Consider the following 16,949-nt stretch of genomic DNA (forward strand, 5'->3'; position numbering starts at 1 on the left):
CGGCCGACGGCCAGTCCGGTCCCTTCCCGCCAGCGGCCCGGACAGCCCCGCCACCCACCCCCACAACGGTCGAGGAGCGACACCTTGCGTACCGCCGCAGTCGTCGGAACCGGTCTCATCGGCACGTCGATCGCCCTGGCGCTGACGGGCCGTGGAGTTACCATCCACTTGATCGACCGCGACCCCGCCGGCGTGCGCCTCGCCGCCGCCCGGGGAGCGGGCACACCGGACCCTCCTTCGGAGCCGGTGGACATCGCGGTCATCGCTGTCCCGCCCTCGCAGGTAGCGAAAACCCTTGCCGAACACCAGAAAGCCGAATTGGCCAAGGTCTACACGGACGTGGCGAGCGTGAAGGCCCTGGTGTACGACGAATGCCTGGATCTCGGGTGCGACACCACCGTCCTGGTGGGCGGGCATCCGCTGGCGGGGCGGGAACGCTCCGGCCCGCTGGCGGCCCGTGCCGATCTCTTCCAGGACCGCCACTGGGTGCTCACCCCGGCCACGGACACCCATGAGGACGCACTCAACCGCGTTCTGGAACTGGTGTCGCTGTGCGGCGCCGTGCCCGTGCTGCTCGACCCCCGTGACCACGACCGGGCCGTGGCTCTCGTATCGCACCTGCCCCACCTGATGGCGAGCCTCACCGCCGCCCGGCTGCTGGAGGGCGAGGACTATGCCGTGCGGCTGGCTGGCCGTGGCATGGGGGACGTCACCCGGATCGCCGCCGGCAACGCCGGTCTGTGGGCGGACATACTCGCGTGCAACGCGGCGGCGGTCGGACTCTTGCTCGACGAACTCACCCACGACCTGCGAAGAGCGGCTGACGCGCTCGCGAGGCTGACCGACGGTGAGCGGGACCGCCAGGACGGAGCACTGGCCGACCTGACCGAGATCCTGCGGCGCGGCAGCGAGGGACGGTCCCGGATCGTCACCACTCATGGCTACGGAGGGACGACGGTGCCCCACACCTCGCTCTCCGTCACCCTCGTCGGCCGGAACCGGCCGCTGGCTTGGCTGCTGGACGACGTGAGCGCGGCACGGATAGATCTGGAGGGCATGGTCCTGCCGGACGACGGGGCGCCACCGCACGACACGGTCGAGATCCAGGTGGCACCCGAAAGCGCACGCCCGCTCACCGAGGCCCTGCGCGACCGAGGATGGGCGGTCCAGCAGGTCGCGGCTCTGGCCTGACCCGGCGTGACGTGACCGGTCCGCCCCGGACATCCGGAAGACGAACAAAGGAGCACCGAGGAATGCCGCACTTCATCGTCGACTACGACAGCACCGTGGAAGCCGCCCTCGACCGCCGACGGTTCGCGCTCGAACTGCACGCGCTGGCAGCGAAAACGGTCGACGGCATCACGATCGAGAGTTGCAAGACCCGCTTCCGGCGCGTCGACGAGGTCGTCATCGCCGACGGAGGCCCCGGCCAGGCGCTGATGCACGTCGATGTCGCCATCCTGCCCGGCCGCACGGCCGAGACCAAGCGGGGGCTGAGCGAAGTGGTACTCGACCTGGTACGCCGCCACACCGCGTCCGTGCCCGGCGCGGCGGTACACGCTTCCGTGGACGTCTGGGACCTCGACGAGGCGTACACCAAGCATGTGACGCCCGGCGGCAGCCGGGGCACGGGCAGCTCGTTGAGCAGCTAGCGCCCAGTGAAGGTCACCCGACGGGGGCGGCAGAGTGCGGTAGGGCGAGTCGGTCCGGGCGGGGCTGGTCGGCTCGCTGGGCGTGTGTTCGGCGGCGAGCCGGACAGCGACCTCAACGGCAGTGTCTCCCACGCGGTGGAGCAATCGCGCCGCAACCGAGCATCCCTCGTGATCATTCGCGACCGTGAGGGCCGGCTCACCGCGTATCGTGCCGGTCTCCATTGCGTAGGCAGTTGCCGCAGACGCCGCTGAGTTCGAGGGTGTGGCTTCTGCTGTCCCGGCATTGCCGATGCCACCAAGAGCTGCATTAACGCAGGTGTGACAGGAAACAGGTCCTCGACGCGAGTGCCGACGATATCGCGCAGCAAGTATCGCCATTCGGGGACGAGGAGGTCGACCGGATCCCAGTCGTGGAGTCTCTCTTCCTGCTCCTCCGGCGTGTCGGTCGGTGCGGAGGCGGCATGAAGGACTTGCTGCAGGTCGTGGTCAGACAGGCCGGTGACGTCGACACCGCCGTCCATCCCGAGCAGATCCCTGATCAGGTCGAGGTTGGCGCGGTACTTGGCGAGCTCGTCGCCGAGTGCGGTGCGCACCCGGTCGGCCAGGTCGCTGGCCTTCTCTTCCTGGGACTCCGGCATGACGATGATCGACCGGGTGGCCGGGAACCATAGGTTGGAGGCGGCCCCGACGAGCATCAGCTTGGTGTCGTTGCCGCACCCCTTGGGTTCGAAGGCGTCCAGGTGCGGGTGGCGGCCGCGGCACTGCGGCAGCTTCGCCTTGCCCGCCTCGCCCTGGGCCTCGTTCATCGGGCGCCGCTGTCGCAGGACGCGCAGTGGATGACGGCAGAGGCACCCTTACCGGCGGTCCGGTCGACCATCTTCAGGGCGGGCAGTTCCGGTCAAGACGACCAAGAAGTGGTACGTCAAGCCGGACGTGGAGGATCTGCGCCCGGCGGCAGAAGCGTGGGGAGGTTGGCCAGCGTCCCGACCCCTGTCGGTGAGAAATTGTGAGATGTGGGAGCGTGAGCGGGTGAGTGAGACGCAGACGCATCTGCCCCCGAAGACCCTGCAATACCGCGTTGACGGGCCGGAAGACGCCCCGGTCCTGGTCCTGGGACCGTCCCTCGGCACCACATGGCACATGTCGTAGAAACCGTCCATGGGCGTCCAGCTGGCCCAGGGTGAGCGCGTAGGTCCAGGTCAGGGCCTTGTGGCGTGAGTGCGTCCGTGGGGTTGGTGACACGCCTGTGACACGTGAGGGCCCCCGTCGGCTTGCTCCGGCGGGGCGTCGTCGTGCAGTTGGTCAAGGCGGATTTGGGCTTGCACTGGAGGCTCCGTTGTACTCCGGCTCGCCGCTCTCGAGTGCGCGGAGGAGCGAGGCGGTGACGACGCGGGCGGTGCGGCCTATCGGCAGCACGCGGCAGGGGAATTGCCCGCGGCGAACAAGGTCGTAGCTCTTCGATCTCGACAAGCCGAACGCCTGGGCGGCATCCTCGACGCTCGCGGTCCCGCTCCAGGTGGCGCGGATGTGCTCGGGGCTGAACGGGCCGTGATGCGTTTCGCTGCTCTGGCTGGGCATTCGTGTCAGCAGTGCCTTTCGGGTTTGGTTGCTTCCGGGGCGGTGGGGAAGCGGGAAGATGCGGTGGACTGCCAATAGTCCGAGGAATCACCGGATTCGGTAACCGGCCATTGGCGGATACCCTGCTCCGCTCAGCGTTAGGGATGAGTTGCAACGGGCCCAATCGGCGCCAGCATTGCTGGTTGGGGCCGTCGGCGTTGTCTCCACGTGTTTCCGATGACGCTCACGTGGAGTGCGTCGTGATCCTTGGGCCTGCGGCGAAGGGCGCCTGACCTGCGGTTCTCTGATTTCAGTGGTCCGCTCGACCTGCTTCGGGATGGACAACAGGTGAAAGCGGGGGTCGCGGTCCGACCTGCGGTTTCTGGTGTTCGGTGAGTGTTTCGCGTGGTGGCGCTGCCCGACTGCTGTGAGTCTTGACGCACGAATGACGTACGTTCTGACGGACTGTCAGCTCGACTGTGGGTAAAGCCCTATGTAGCGGCTTTGTCTGGTTAGGTCATTGTGACGGTCGGTCTGCTCCGTGTTTTCGGAGATCACGGATCCCACGCCCTTGCCCACCGGGATCCCCATCGGCGGCCCGAAGGGGATCCCGTCCTCACCCGCCGTCAGGGGTTGAGCGTGTCGATGAGGGCCTTGGTGACGTCCTCGGTCGTGGCCGTGCCGCCGACGTCGCGGGTGAGGATGACGACGGCGGTCGTAGCCTCGATCGTCTTGTGGAGGCGGGCCGCCTGGTCGGGGAGGCCGAAGCGCTCCAGCATCAGGGCGGCGCTGCCGACCGCGCCGATCGGGTTGGCCAGGCCCTGCCCGGCACGATCTGGCGACCTTTGCGTCGACCGCCCCATGTAGCTCTCCAGGCCGGCGAACACCACCTCCTCGCCGAGGCTGGGTACGAGCCGACACGGCGCCCTTCCACCGGATCATCGTCACCGCCGGAAGGTGTCTCGCTGTACGAGGTGCATCACCTCCTCGGGCAGGAGAGCTACCGGACCACACAGCGGTACGCGCACCTCGCCGCCGATGCTCACCAAGCGGTCCTCGGAGCCTGGGAGCGGCTCGATTCCCAGCTGATCGTTCCAGCGGGGGTTGCCTCCAGCTCGACGACTGCGGCACGCAACCGGTGAGCCCACCTCGCCCATTGCGGTTCCTCGGCGCCGCCGGCCACACCCTTCCCGGGTGTGGCCGGCGGCGCCGCAGCTGTTTCCGCTGGCCTGAGCTGGGCTGTCTCCGGAGGACAGTGCAGCTTGAGCAGCGAGCCTGACCGTGACGCACGCCGACGCTGGTGACGCTCGTTTGACGCACGGCCCCTCGGAGGGCGCGGCAAAAGGGCCGAGTTCGGCCGTAGTGCTTCTCGTGCGCCACGTGCGTGCTGGCCGGGAGCGCGGCGGGCGTCGAATACCGGGGATCCGGTGCCGTGGTCGCCGGCCGGCGTCAGCAGAGGTACCTCGACGTTCCTGCCCGGACCGGGAGGGGACGAGTGCCAGTTGATGCACACACCGCAGGGTTGTGTGTCAGTCCGAGAAGTGCGGCTGTGTCTCCCGGCGGCGATGCGGCAGGTGCGGTTCGGGGGACTGGAGGCGTGACAGTCGTTCGCCCTCGACGTCCATGTTCGGCAGCAGGCGGTCGAGCCACTTCGGCATCCACCACGCCGAGTTGCCCAGCAGCGCGAACAGGGCAGGCACGATGGCCATGCGGACGATGAACGCGTCGAACAGTACCGCGATCGCCAAGCCGAAGCCGATCATCTGGATGAAGTCGTTGTCTTCCATGATGAAGCCGGAGAAGACGCTCGTCATGATGAGCGCTGCCGCCGCGACCACCCGGCCGCCGTGCTGGAAGCCGGTGACGACCGCGTCGCGGGTGTGCGCGCCGTGGGTGTACGCCTCGCGCATCCGGGTCACCAGGAAGACCTCGTAGTCCATGGCGAGACCGAAGACCACGCCGATCATGAAGATCGGCATCGTGCTCATCACCGGACCCGGCTCGTCGACGCCGAACACGTCGGCCAGCCAGCCCCATTGGAAGACCGCCACCACGGCGCCGAGGGCCGCGGCCACGGAGAGCAGGAAGCCCAGGGCGGCCTTGAGCGGGACGAGGATGGACCGGAAGACCAGCGTCAGCAGCAGGAACGCGAGGCCGACGACCAGGGCGAGGTAGGGGAGCAGTGCCTCGTCGAGGGTCTTGGAGAAGTCGATGAACATCGCCGTCTGACCGGCCACCAGGACTCGGGTGCCTGTGTCCGCCTCGATGCCCTTCGCCGTGGCACGCAGCGACTTGACCAGGTCCTCGGTCTTCGGGTCGGCCGGTCCGGTGGACGGCATGATGTTCAGGATCGCGGTGTCGCCGGCCTTGTTGGCGTCCGCCGGGCTCACGGAGACGACGCCCTTCTCCTTGCGCAGCTGCTTGCCCACCTTGTCGGCAGCGGCCGCCGCGTCCTTGGCCTCCACCGTCACCATCAGCGGGCCGTTGTAGCCGGAGCCGAAGGAGTCGGACACCATGTCGTACGCCTTGCGCTGGGTGGTCTCGGCCGCCATCGTCCCCTCGGACGGCAGCCCCAGCTCCAGACTCGCGGCGGGCACGGCAACGGCGCCGAGACCCACCACGCCGACCAGCAGAATGGCGACGGGGTGGCGCAGGACCAGCTTTGCCCAACGGGTGCCCAGGTTCGGCTTCTGCCGGGCCGCACGCTTCGCTGCCTTGCGCTGCTGACGGGGCGAGAGCGGCTTGCCGTACTGCTGCGCCCGGTCCCTGCGGCGCAGGACCTTGACGGGTGCGAAGCCGAGCAGCGCGGGGACGAGCGTGATCGCGATGAGTACGGCGACGACCACGGTGCCCGCGCCGGCCAGACCCATCTTGGTGAGCATGGGGATGTTGACGACGGCGAGACCCGCGAGTGCGACCACGACGGTGAGACCTGCGAAGACGACCGCGGAGCCCGCGGTGCCGACCGCTCGCCCCGCGGCCTCCTGGCGGTCCCTGCCATCGGCGATCTCGGCGCGGTAGCGGGAGAGGATGAAGAGGGCGTAGTCGATGCCGACCGCCAGGCCGAGCATCAGTGCCAGCGTCGACGTCGTGGACGACAGGCCGAGTGTGCTGCCGAGCGTGACGATGCCGCAGATACCGACGCCGACGCCCATGATGGCGGTGAGCAGTGGCATTCCGGCGGCCAGCAGTGAGCCGAAGGTGATGAGCAGTACGACGGCGGAGACGGCGATGCCGATGATCTCTCCGGAGCCCATCGTCTGGGACGGGGGCACGGCATCGCCGCCCATCTCGACCGTGAGGCCGCTGTCGCGGGCGTCCTCCACTGCCTTGGTGAGCGCTTCGTGTGCCTCCGGGCTCACCCGGGTGGCCCCGACCTCGTAGGCGACGGATGCGTAGCCGGTGGTGCCGTCCTTGCTGACGGCCTGGCCCTTGAACGGGTCGACGACGCTGACGACTTCGGGGGCCCGGTCCAGGTCGGCGACCAGGGCGTCGACCTTCCGCTTCTCGCCGGGGTCGGAGAGCTTCTTGCCTACGGGCGCGCGTACGACCACCCGGGCCTTGGCCCCGTCGGCGCTCAGGGTCGGGAACTTGTCCTTGAGCAGGTCGTAGGCCTTCTGCGTCTCTGTGCCCGGCATCGTGAACGTGTCGGCGGGAAGAGGCGGGGCGGAGGAGGCTGCGAAGATCGCGCCGATGAAGATCAGCACCCAGAGCAGTGCCATCGTGCCCCTGCGCCGGAAGGCGAGGCGGCCGAGTTTGTAGAGAAGGGTAGCCACAGCGAAAGAGCTCCTATCGGATTCGCCGGTGAACGGTGGGGGTCGGGGATTGCGGTGACGACACAGTCCACGGGGGAGGGACGAGTCCGGCCCAAGGGGCGCCGGGCCGCTACGGGTGGTTCTCCTTCCGCAGGTTGAGGCCGTCGTCGGGCTGGGACCGGCCGGTGCAGGTGAGGAAGACGTTGTCGAGGTCGGGGGTGTGGACGGTGAGCGTCTCGGCCTTGATCGACTCGTTGTCCAGGACGTCCAGGACCGCCCGGAGCGCGGGGATGCCGCCGTCCGTGGGGATGTACACGGCGAGTGCGGCGTTGTCGCTTGTCACGGCGTCGAAGGCGGCGGCGGCCGATTCGAATCCGCGCAGGTCGGCGAACTGGAGCCGGATGTGCCCGCCGGGAGTTGTGGGGCCCGGCGCCTTCGCCGAGTTGTCGCCGCCATGTCCTCCACGTCCCTGCCGGTTCGCCGGGGGTGTCACCACGAACTCTGGTGCGAGACCGTCCAGTCGCAGGACGACCGAGCCCGGCGCCAGATCGCGGCTGACTCGGCCCATGGCCTCGGACAGTGCGTTGAGCAGGGCCAGGCGGGCTGCGGACTCCAGGGGAGCGGTGAGCCGGTCGGCCAGGGCACGGGTTTCGTCGCCGCCCGCGTCGGCGACGGCCACGAGCTCATGTCGGAGGTAGTCGACGTACGGCGTGAGATCCATGACGCCATCATGGCACATCTGTGGTGCCATCCTCTGGTGGTCATGGCGGCGTGGGTGAGCTTGACCGAAACGCGCCTGCTCCCCGTACCCGTGCGACGGGGACGCCAGCGATGCGATACCGCATTTGATCAGGTCTCTCATCTGCGTAAATGGACGAGCTGAGGGTCAGTGGGCGCGGGATGGCGGCGGGCCTCTCGTCGGGCGGGATTCAGGGGTCGAATGGTGTCAGCGACTCATTATTGACGCCACGTGTGGCGCCACGGTGGTCTCGCCGGTCAGATGCCCCTCTCCTCGTACACCTGCCAGCACACCCGGCAGCGCCCGGAGGGACGCCGCCACCGTCGTCACCGATGATCAGCGGCGGGGCGAGGCGGATCGCCCGGGCGTGACGCCGTTCTCGCCCTGGACCGGATCCAGGACCACCAGCGCCGTGTCGGTGTCGACGGCTGCCCGCAGTTCCTCGGCGTTCCCGAACGGCACATGGGTGACCCCGCCGGGCAGCGGCTGGAACGGGTTCCGCTTCGCGGGCTGCACTGTGAGCGCGAGCGCCCCCAAGGTGCGGCCGTGGAAAGCTCCCTGGGCCGCGACGATCCGGCTGCGCCCGGTCAGCCTCCCGACCTTGAACGCGGCCTCGTTCGCCTCGGCGCCGGAGTTGGCGAAGAAGACCCGTCCAGCTCGGCCCGACAGCTTCAGCAGCCGTTCGGCGAGCCGGACCTGCGGCTCGGCGACGAAGAGATTCGAGACATGGCCGAGCCGGCCGATCTGCTCGCGCACCGCAGCGACCACGTCCGGGTGCGCGGTACCCAGGGAGTTGACCGCGATACCGCCGAGGAGGTCCAGGTACTGCTTGCCGTCGGCGTCCCAGAACGCGGCACCCTCGCCGCGTACCAGCGGCACCCGCGGGGTCCGTAGGTGTCCATCAGCGACGCCTGCCAGCGCTCGGTGAGCCCAGTGTTCCCCGTCCCGCTCATCGCAGCCCCCCTTCCTCGTCCGCCACGACCGTGGTGCCGGACGCCTCGTCGGTGAACATCGCGGTGAGGACCGAGTGCCGTACGCGCCCGTCCAGCACCCGCGCCCTGGCGACCGAATGACGTACCGCGTGCAGGCAGGCCGCCATCTTCGGCACCATGCCGTGGGTCAGCTCGGGCAGCAGCTTCTCGAGTTCGGTGGCGGTGAGGCTGTCGATCAACTCGTCGCTGTGCGGCCAGTTCGCGTAGAGGCCCTGCACATCGGTGAGCAGGAGCAGTTCCCGGGCGCCGAGCGCGGTGGCCAGCGCGGCGGCCGCCGTGTCGGCGTTGACGTTGTAGACGTGGCTGTCGTCGGCGCTGCGGGCGACCGACGAGACCACAGGAATGCGGCCGTCCGCGAGCAGCGCCTCGAGGACGCCGGTGTCCACCTCGCTGATCTCGCCGACTCTCCCGATGTCCAGCGGTTCGCCGTCGATCACGGGCAGATGTCTGACCGCCGTGATGGTGTCCGCGTCCTCGCCGGTCATGCCGACCGCGTACGGCCCGTGACGGTTGATCAGTCCGACCAAGTCGCGTTGCACCCGGGCGAGCACCATCCGGACCACGTCCATCGCCGGGGGAGTGGTGACCCTCAGGCCTGCCCTGAACTCCGAGTTCAGCCCGTACCGTTCGAGCTCCGCGCTGATCTGCGGGCCACCGCCGTGCACGACGACCGGGCTGAGCCCCCCGTTTCGCACCCGCACGACGTCGTCGGCGAAGGACGCTTTGTGCTCCTCGTCCACCATGGCGTTTCCGCCCAGTTTGATGACGACCGTCCCGCGCTGTCCGGGGGCGGGCCGGGCGGCGGCCGGAGCGCTGTGCCGAAGTGCGCTCATGAGGAGTGCGCGCTGTTCTCGTGGACGTACGCGGCGGTCAGGTCGTTGGTCCAGACAGTCGCCGCGGCGTCTCCCGCCGCGAGGTCGGCAGTGTTGACGACCTCCCGGCCGCGCATGTCCACCGTGTCGCGGTCCTCGCCGATCGATCCGCCCCTGCACACCCAGACGCCGTTGACGGCGACATTCAGCCGGTCCGGCTCGAAGACCGCGGAAGTGGTGCCGATCGCGGCGAACACCCGGCCCCAGTTGGGATCCTCGCCGTGCAGGGCGCACTTGAGCAGGTTGTTGTGGGCTATCGACCGCCCGACCTCGACGGCATCGTCCTCCGAGGCCGCGCTGACGATGTCGATCCGAATGTCCCTGGAAGCCTCTTCGGCGTCGGCGACGAGCTGTCGCGCCAGGTCCTCGCAGACCGTGTGCACGGCCGCCGCGAACTCCTCGTACGCGGGGACGACCCGGGACGCCCCGGAGGCGAGCAGCAGCACGGTGTCGTTGGTGGACATGCAGCCGTCGGAGTCGACGCGGTCGAAGGTCGTACGGGTCGCCGCAGGCAGGGCGCTGCCGAGGGCTTCCCCGTCGAGGTCCGCGTCAGTGGTCAGGACGACCAGCGTGGTGGCGAGACCGGGTGCAAGCATGCCCGCATCCTTTGCCATGCCCCCGACAATCCAGCCGTCGCCCTCGGCCACGGCGGTCTTGTGCACGCTGTCGGCGGTCTTGATGGGGATCGCGGCATTCTCCCCGCCCTCCGCGGAGAGGTCCGCGGCTGCCTTCTCGACTCCCGTGAGCAGTCTGTCCATCGGCTGCCGGACACCGATGAGCCCGGTGGACACGACGGCGACATCGGTCGCGTCATGGACGTCGAGCACGCCGGCCACCTTCTCCGCGGTGACGCGGACGTCCTCCAGGCCCTCCGGCCCCGTACAGGCGTTGGTGCCATCGGAGTCGAGTAGGACGGCGCTCAAGGCGCCATCCACGATGGCACGTTCGCACCACACCACCGGCGCCGCCTTCGCCCGGTGGGAAGTGAAGACACCGGCCGCCGCCCTGCGCGGGCCACTGTTCACCACAAGCGCCAGATCCGGTTTGCCGTCGGCCTTGATCCCGGCGGCGACACCCGCTGCCGAGAATCCGCGTGCTTCCGTGACACTCATGGTGCAACTCCTCCGGTGAAAGGCCACAGTTCGTTACTCGGAGCGCCCTTGTGCGTGACAGGAATGTCAATCCGGAAGACGCTGCCGTCGAATCAACCGACGCGCCGTGCCAGGGCAATTCAGTATTACGCCGGATAACGTCGGTGCACCATACCGGAAGCGGCAGAGATGCGGTTTCCGTTGGTCCGGAAACATGGGTCGCTGTCCCGCCGACAGGACAGCGGCGCGACGGTTCCCGCTATTTGACTTCGAAGCTCAAGGCACTGATAACGTCCCCGACTTGAAGCCATTCCTTACGTGTCGGATCACCGAAAGGGCGAGTCGCATGTTCGTTCCCAGTCAATATCGCGAACCGGACAGTTCGTGGATGGTCGATCTGCTCCGCAACAATCCACTGGCGCTGATGGTGAGCAACGGAGCCGTGACCGATGCCCCGTTCGCCACACACCTTCCCGTCATTCCAGACCCCGCGATGACCGCTGAGTGGTCCGCCGATCTGTCGGGCGCCACGTTGCTGGGGCATATGAACAGGGCAAATCCTCAATGGAAGGCCCTGGAAAGTGGCAACGTTGTCCTGCTGACATTCACCGGTCCGCACGCCTATGTCTCGCCCACGGTGTACAAGGTGACACCGGCCGCGCCGACGTGGAACTTCACCTCGGTGCATGTGCGCGGTGTGGTGGAGAAAATCGATTCCACCGAGGAGACCCTGGAAGTGGTCCAGTCCACTGTGCGGGCTTTCGAGGCGGATTTCGGTGCCGACTGGGACATGACCGAATCGCTCGACTACTTCCGCAGGATCGTGCCCGGCGTCGGGGCGTTCCGACTCACTGTGTCGGGGGCCGAGGGCATGTTCAAGCTCAGCCAGGAGCAGAAGCCGGAGGTCCGCGACCGTGTGCAGCAGGAGTTCAGCGGGCGGGAGTGCGGCCGGCACCGCGAGACGGCCGCGTTCATGAGTCAGTTGCCGTGACGGCTGTGGCACGGGAGCGCTGTGGGAACGGCGAGGGCCCGCACTCTGTCAGGAGTGCGGGCCCTGCGTCTCATGTCGTCCTGTCCGGGCTCCGGCGAGGCTGTTCCCCCGTCAACTCGGCTCGACCGGATCAGGCGCTGATGCCTGCCTGTTCCTCCACTTCCTCCAGGGCCCGTTCGGCCGCGTTGTCGAGCGTGGCGAGCACCCATTGCTCGAAGTCGATTCCCGACTGCTCAGCGGCCTTGTGCCACCACTGGAGCCGATTTCCCGGTACGGCGAGCTGCCGGGTGGGTTCGACCTGCTTTCCCTGGTGCCTCTCGTCCTCACGGGCCAGCCGGATGGCATTGCGCAACTGCTTCGTGGTCCACCCCATCTGCTCGGCCCGGTCGAGCCACAAGTCCTGTTCCCCGACCGACAGAGAGGCGAGTTCCGCGTGGTGCTGGAAGGTCAGTCCCGCTCGACGGCGATGTAACTCGAAGCGCCGCGAGACCCATGCATAGTTCCGCAGTGTCTGATACTGCAGACCGGCGGCGCGGATTCCGCGCTGGTACCGGTCGGTGTAGTGATCCTTCCCGTAGACCAGCCAGTCGCCGAGCCACCAGGACGAGGAATTTACTATTCCAGAGAGCTGCCTCCCCGCGCGTTCCCAGTCGTCGAACGTCAGTCCGGTGGGGATCTGTAGCCCCACGTTCGTCGTGAGCACCTGGCTGCGCGGCTCGTCGCCGCTTGTTCTCCGCTGCCGTGGCACGCGGTCCGGGTTGTTGCGGAACAGTACGACCTTGGATCCGTCGAGGTCGCCAGCCTGATTCATCATCATGCCTCCATGTGCATGTACGTCCATGGGGTGAGGGCATATCGGCCCGCTCCCGAACAGGAGCAAATACAGAGGGATCTGACAGTGACAACTGGATTCGGCGCGGTATTGATCACCTTCGCGCACGGCGATACAGAACTGAGCGTTCACTTGTCGCCGGACGATCGGACGAGGGCTGTGTTCTGGCCGTTCGCCGAATCCGATCGTGCCTGTTTCCAGTCAGCTGCTGACCGGGGGCCGCGGACGCGGGCGTACGCTCGCGTCCGGCCTACGGATCGCCATCACAGAGGCGCGGCGATCGACCGTACACGGCAGGGGAAGTCCCTGCCGCTCGGCATGTGCTTCGGGTCTGTGGAGGCGTCGCTCAGGTCGGCATCTGCAGGAAAGCGCCCAGCAACCAGTCGCCCCGTACGCCTCGACCACAAGTCCCCCTAGACATGGCAGCTGCCGGCGCGTGTGCCTGCCAGCATCGAGAGGATCCCCAGCGATCCTCTTTCAAGGTCATTCCAGTAGAACCCGGGACCGGCTGAGGATTCAAGGAAATTGCCACCGCCGGGCACGAATTTTCGAGGCCCGAAGAGCGTGGCACTCCCGCGGCACGAATTCTCCTTATCGGAGGATTACATTCCGTTATAGTCCGCGGAATGAGTGTGGGGCGTCCCGCTCGGTTCCGGCCAGCGAAAGAGATCATTCGGCCTGACTCGTGCACGCGTACACGAGTCAGTCAGGCGGGGAAAAGCCGCCATGTGTTCCTGTCACGGACGGTACAGAGAATATTCCGGGCCGTGAGCCAGGCACTCCCCGGCGAATCAGCTCACCCAGCCCGTGTAGCTCTGGCCGCCCTGCGGAGTGCGGCGTTCGGGACGTCGGGCGGGCTCGTCGTAGGTCAGCATGGCGGAGGCCGCACGGACCAGCCAGGCGTTGACCGACAGCCCCTCGCGGCCTGCTGCCTCCTCGATCCTGGCCTTCAACTGCTCGGGCGGCCGGAAGTTGATGCGGGATGTGGCGCCTTCCTTGGCGCCAGCTGCGGGCGGCGGTGGGGCCGGCAGGGTCGGAAGGGCGCCATGGCGTGACCGCGCGAAGTCGTCCTCGGCGTCTTCCGATGCATCCTCGGACGGCGGCAGCGTGACGACGAAGCGGGGGTCCAGTCCGCGCAGCCGGATCTCGACGGCCCCCGGAGCCAGCTCCCGGGTGATCTCGTCCGCGGCGGCCGACAGGGCATCGAGCAGAACGAGCCGGACGGCGGAGGACAGCGGCGCGACGAGGCGTTCGGCGAGTTCGCGTGCTTGCGCGTCACCTGCCTCGGCCGCGGCGATCAGTTCCTGCCGCAGATTGTCGACATACCGCATGAGTTCCATGGCGTCATCCTCACGCTGACGTGGCGCGATGTGCAAGTCCGTCCGCGGTGGTGATCACCGCCCCCGCGCCACGCCGAGCGGCCGGGAGCCGGGCGGGCACAGGGCGGGCCGGTGCGAAGGGATCACACCGGCCCGCCCTGTGTCCGCCCCTGCGTCATGGCGCTACGTGAGCGGCGCTCCGTTCCCGCTCGTTACGGCACTGTCGTGCAGGCCCTCGACGAGCCTGATGAACTGGCCGGCGGTCGAGTTGGCGTAGAAATCGCGCAGCGCGATCCTGGGCAGCCCCCGCTCGCGCATCGTGGTGAGGACGTGCACCACCAGGAGGGAATTGCCGCCGAGCTCGAAGAAGTTGTCGTCCCGGCCCACGTCCGTCTTCAGGCTCTGCTGCCAGATGTCCAGAACCTCCTGGGCGAGGCCGCCGGACGGTGCCCCGGTCCTCTCCTCGGCCGGGTGCCCGCGGTTCGCAGGCCCGGCGAGAGCGGGTGGCGGGAGCTGTGCCACGTCCGGTTTCCCGTTGGCCGTGAGCGGAACGGCGGCAATCTCGGTGAGTGTGGACGGAACCATGTAGTCGGGCAGGATGCAACGGGCGTTGTCGAGCACTTGCCGGGTGCCGGTGTTCTGCGCGTGTTCCGGGTCGAGAACGACGTACGCATCGATACGGCTGCTCGCGGAGTCGCCGGGGGGCGCCTGGTTGGCGACCACGACTGCGGCGGTCACGGCCGGGTCGCGGGCCAGCACCGACCGGATCTCGTCCAGTTCGATGCGGTGCCCCCGGATCTTGACCTGGTTGTCGAGTCTGCCGAGGTGGTCGAGCTGCCCGTCCGGCCGCAGCCGTCCCTTGTCACCGCTGCGGTAGAGGCGTTCACCGGTTTCCTCGTCGACGACGAAACGCTGCGCCGTCAGCTCCGGCCGGCCGAGGTAACCGTCCGCCACACCGGCGCCGCCGACGTAAATCTCCCCCGCCGCACCCGGGGGGAGGACACGTCCCCTCGTGTCCCGTACGGACAGCCACCAGCCGGGCAGCGCGCGGCCGACCGAGCGGGACCCGGCGATGAGATCGGCCGGGGTGATCGTCTTCGCGGTCACATGGACGGTCGTCTCCGTGATGCCGAACATGTTCACCACCCGGCACCAGGTGGGGGAGTGCCGGGCGAACCAAGGGGCGAGCAGTCGTACGTCGAGCGCTTCGCCACCGAACACCAGCAGCCGTACGGACAGTTCGCTCGCCGCCGACTGGTCGGCGCGCACGAGCTGGGCGAAGGCGGAAGGGGTCTGGTTGAGCACGGTGACCCGTTGGTCGGCGAGCAGCCGGTGGAACTCGTCGGTGTCCCGTGCCGTCCAGTACGAGACGACGACGAGTCGCCCGCCGGTGAGCAGGCAGCCCCAGATTTCCCACACCGAGAAGTCGAAGGCACTCGAATGGAAGAGGGTCCACACATCGTCGGGGCCCAGCGCGAAGTCCGTGGAGGTGGCCTGCAGGAGTGCGGTCACGTTCCGGTGGGGGACGACCACACCCTTCGGGCGGCCGGTGGATCCCGAGGTGTAGATCACGTAGGCGGCGTCGTCGGGGCCTGCGTCCCGCTCGGTCGCCGCGGCTCCGACGAGGTCGCCGGGCTTGCCCAGCTCGTCGAGGCCGACGACGCGTACATCCGGAATGTCGGGAAACTGCTCGGCGTCGCCGATGACGACAGGCAGCCGGGCGTCGTCGACGATGTACGTCAGCCGGTCGGCCGGGTAGCGGAAGTCCATCGGTACATAGGCGCAGCCCGCCTTCAGGATGCCGAGGAGTGCGACGACGAGGGGAGTGCCGCGGTCCAGGCAGACGCCGACCTTGGTCGCGGGAGCGATGCCGAGGTCGCGCAGTCCCGCCGCGACGGCGTCGGCGCCCTCATCGAGCTGACGGTAGGTCAGCTCGCCGTCCTCGTCGACGAGAGCCGTCGCGTCCGGGAAGCGGCGGGCCACGTCCTCGAAGCGACGGTCGATCCGCCCGCCCTCACCGAGCCTGCGGCCGGCACCTCCCAGTCGCAGGATCTCCGCCGTGGTCTGCGGGGTCATGAGAGGTACGGCCGTCAGGGCGGACTCGCCGGGTTCCTCCGCCGGCAGGGCGGCCAGCCGCTCGACTGATCCGCAGAACAGCTCGGCCACCTGCGGCGAGACCACGCCTTCGTCGAACCAGGCCGACGCCTCCACGGTGCCGTCTTCCCGCTCCGCGCAGTGCAACGTGAGCGGGAAGACCGGCGCCAGAGCGGGCGCATACGTGTGGTCGTCCGCGCCGGACACCAGGAGACCGACCGCGGGCAGCCGGGGTCCCGCCGGCGAGGGGGATGTCCCCTCCAGCAGTGCGAGCAGCCGGGCGGGTCCCTGCTCCTCGTCGATCTCCCCGACGCGCAGCACGGTGGTCGCGCCGCCGGAGTCCGTGTCGAGATACCCGACCTCGACGGTCTGCTCCCCCCGGTACCTGGCCGTGGTCAGGGCGACGGCACCCAGCAGCAGCTTGCCGCTCACCGCGGCATGCGGCAGGGCGAGTTGACGGCCGGTGACGATCCCGCGACGGCCCGGATCCCCCAGTCCCCAGTCGACCGGGGCCCACGGCGCAGAGGGAGATGATGCGGCCTCGGTGACGGAGAACGGCACGTTCTCGGCCTGATCGGTGCGGGACAGCGCGTCGGCCAGCCGGTCGAGGGCGGTGCGCGCGACCCGTCTGCGGTCGGCGACGAATACGAGATGCGCGGCGCCGTCGTTGTACCGCAGCAGGACGGCGCGTGCGGGGAGCAGATCGTCATGAACCGGGCGGAGCATCTCCTTCCGCAATCGTTCTTGCGCAGCCGGGGCGTCCTGCGGCGCCGGCACCGCGGTCTCCCACAGCTCCAACTCCCTCAGGACGCCCCACTGTTGAGTCGCTTCGTCCAGCCGCCGGCGCACCGCCGCGGTGTCCACCGGCGCCGGCAGACCCGCGATCAGAGCGTGGCAGGCACGTCCTCGGTCGGGCAGGCGTTGCTGATACGGCAGCACGGGGTGTCCTCTGCCGGATGCCGCAGCGGCGCGGAGCTCGATCTCATCAACTGTGTTCTCGGTATGCGCCATGGTCCGGTCTCCTGCCGGTCTCGGAGTTGTCTCGTGCGCCGCAG

The 16,949-nt window shown here is 68.6% G+C and carries 13 protein-coding genes and 1 pseudogene; 3 read left to right on the plus strand and 11 right to left on the minus strand.

Going from position 1 to position 16,949, the window contains the following annotated elements; translation table 11 throughout:
* Positions 1 to 84: 84 nt before the first annotated feature.
* Positions 85 to 1,191, plus strand: a complete 1,107-nt coding sequence (locus tag ACZ4SA_RS22010) for a prephenate dehydrogenase (RefSeq protein WP_468277047.1) — start codon at positions 85 to 87, stop codon at positions 1,189 to 1,191.
* Positions 1,192 to 1,253: 62 nt separating this feature from the next.
* Positions 1,254 to 1,652 carry a 5-carboxymethyl-2-hydroxymuconate Delta-isomerase gene (locus ACZ4SA_RS22015; protein ID WP_468277049.1) on the plus strand — a complete coding sequence of 133 codons (399 nt, stop codon included), beginning with the start codon at positions 1,254 to 1,256 and terminating at the stop codon, positions 1,650 to 1,652.
* On the opposite strand, the gene ACZ4SA_RS22020 is transcribed toward ACZ4SA_RS22015, so the two are convergent.
* The 8 genes and pseudogenes from ACZ4SA_RS22020 to argJ form a co-directional block, all read right to left on the minus strand.
* Complete coding sequence (locus ACZ4SA_RS22020; protein ID WP_468277052.1) at positions 1,649 to 2,458, minus strand: hypothetical protein; 810 nt, start codon at positions 2,456 to 2,458, stop codon at positions 1,649 to 1,651. The two genes, ACZ4SA_RS22015 and ACZ4SA_RS22020, sit on opposite strands and share 4 nt — an antisense overlap.
* A gap of 496 nt (positions 2,459 to 2,954) precedes the next feature.
* Complete coding sequence (locus ACZ4SA_RS22025; protein ID WP_468277055.1) at positions 2,955 to 3,230, minus strand: helix-turn-helix transcriptional regulator; 276 nt, start codon at positions 3,228 to 3,230, stop codon at positions 2,955 to 2,957.
* A 605-nt stretch (positions 3,231 to 3,835) separates the two neighbouring features.
* Positions 3,836 to 4,096, minus strand: a complete 261-nt coding sequence (locus ACZ4SA_RS22030; protein WP_468277057.1) for an isocitrate/isopropylmalate family dehydrogenase — start codon at positions 4,094 to 4,096, stop codon at positions 3,836 to 3,838.
* Positions 4,097 to 4,738: 642 nt separating this feature from the next.
* Positions 4,739 to 6,985, minus strand: coding sequence for an MMPL family transporter (locus tag ACZ4SA_RS22035; RefSeq protein ID WP_468277059.1), 2,247 nt, complete (start codon positions 6,983 to 6,985; stop codon positions 4,739 to 4,741).
* A 109-nt stretch (positions 6,986 to 7,094) separates the two neighbouring features.
* Entirely contained in the window at positions 7,095 to 7,685 is a 591-nt protein-coding gene (locus ACZ4SA_RS22040) for a hypothetical protein (protein ID WP_468277062.1), read from the minus strand.
* Between the two features lie 387 nt (positions 7,686 to 8,072).
* Positions 8,073 to 8,656, minus strand: a pseudogene (locus ACZ4SA_RS22045) (aminotransferase class III-fold pyridoxal phosphate-dependent enzyme); the annotation flags it as partial.
* Complete coding sequence (gene argB, locus ACZ4SA_RS22050) at positions 8,653 to 9,528, minus strand: acetylglutamate kinase (RefSeq protein ID WP_468277065.1); 876 nt, start codon at positions 9,526 to 9,528, stop codon at positions 8,653 to 8,655. The pseudogene ACZ4SA_RS22045 and the gene argB, both read right to left, overlap by 4 nt.
* Positions 9,525 to 10,679: a bifunctional glutamate N-acetyltransferase/amino-acid acetyltransferase ArgJ gene (gene argJ / locus ACZ4SA_RS22055; RefSeq protein ID WP_468277068.1), complete on the minus strand. Its 1,155-nt coding sequence runs from the start codon at positions 10,677 to 10,679 to the stop codon at positions 9,525 to 9,527. The genes argB and argJ overlap by 4 nt, the downstream gene beginning before the upstream one ends.
* Before the next feature lie 325 nt (positions 10,680 to 11,004).
* Between argJ and ACZ4SA_RS22060 the strand changes: the two genes are divergently transcribed.
* Positions 11,005 to 11,649 carry an FMN-binding negative transcriptional regulator gene (locus tag ACZ4SA_RS22060; RefSeq protein WP_468277070.1) on the plus strand — a complete coding sequence of 215 codons (645 nt, stop codon included), beginning with the start codon at positions 11,005 to 11,007 and terminating at the stop codon, positions 11,647 to 11,649.
* Between the two features lie 130 nt (positions 11,650 to 11,779).
* Here the strand turns inward: ACZ4SA_RS22060 and ACZ4SA_RS22065 are convergent, their stop codons facing one another.
* From ACZ4SA_RS22065 to ACZ4SA_RS22075, 3 genes are all read right to left on the minus strand, one after another.
* Positions 11,780 to 12,466, minus strand: coding sequence for an LmbU family transcriptional regulator (locus ACZ4SA_RS22065; RefSeq protein ID WP_468277073.1), 687 nt, complete (start codon positions 12,464 to 12,466; stop codon positions 11,780 to 11,782).
* Positions 12,467 to 13,272: 806 nt separating this feature from the next.
* The gene (locus tag ACZ4SA_RS22070; RefSeq protein ID WP_468277076.1) at positions 13,273 to 13,821 is read right to left on the minus strand and encodes a hypothetical protein; all 549 of its coding nucleotides are present in this window, start codon (positions 13,819 to 13,821) and stop codon (positions 13,273 to 13,275) included.
* Between the two features lie 162 nt (positions 13,822 to 13,983).
* The gene (locus ACZ4SA_RS22075) at positions 13,984 to 16,905 is read right to left on the minus strand and encodes a non-ribosomal peptide synthetase (protein ID WP_468277077.1); all 2,922 of its coding nucleotides are present in this window, start codon (positions 16,903 to 16,905) and stop codon (positions 13,984 to 13,986) included.
* Positions 16,906 to 16,949: the final 44 nt, after the last annotated feature.

The sequence above is a fragment of the Streptomyces sp. NPDC027962 genome (genome assembly GCF_055566095.1).